The sequence below is a fragment of the Vibrio sp. 1978 genome (assembly GCF_033344345.1).
Genome location: NZ_JAWPOP010000569.1, coordinates 1 through 652 on the forward strand (window position 1 = coordinate 1; position 652 = coordinate 652).

A 652-nucleotide genomic window follows, 5' to 3' on the forward strand; every position below is an offset into this window, starting at 1 on the left:
AATCATGTATTCCGTGTCGCCTTTTTTAGCTCGCCAGTGTTGAGGCTCAGCGTAGGACGAAAAGGAGGTAAAGATAACAATAAGAGATGACATCAGTGTCATTAGGCGAAACATAGTTTTTATCCTCGGCTGAATCTTATGGTGAGACTCAGATTTCAGCATCTACAACTCACAGGGGATATTACTTTATACCCAAATAAAGCTTAGACACCAGAGCTCACTTTAAAACTATTTTTTGCAACGATTGGATAGACCAACCAATCGACAAAAACGTCATTTCAAACAATATTGACGAGTTTTGACACGCTAAAAATGAGATTGACTTCACGAAAGCTAAATTGGTGAGTTTGGTATTAATGGTTCACAAAATAATCAGATGTGATCCGAATCCTACAAAGTCATACCAAATCAATCGGAATCGGTGATTTAGATCGCAACAAACTCGTCAAAATAAGTTGTTCGATTTTGACGTTGGTTGTAAGTGCATGAAATAAATGTGTTTATATTTTTTCTTGGTGAGTGGAGTTTGAGCTGGATCACTTCTTACTTTTATTTATTTTACGCTTAGAAATAACTGCTTGTATGTTGAATGACATTGTTGAGCACCACAGATTTGGGTGCTTTTAAATTGCGTAATTGTCGTTTTGAACCA

The 652-nt window shown here is 36.5% G+C and carries 1 pseudogene; it reads right to left on the bottom strand.

Annotated elements, in window-relative coordinates:
• A pseudogene (locus R8N49_RS27875) lies at positions 1–114 on the bottom strand (TraB/GumN family protein); the annotation flags it as partial.
• Positions 115–652 lie beyond the last annotated feature (538 nt).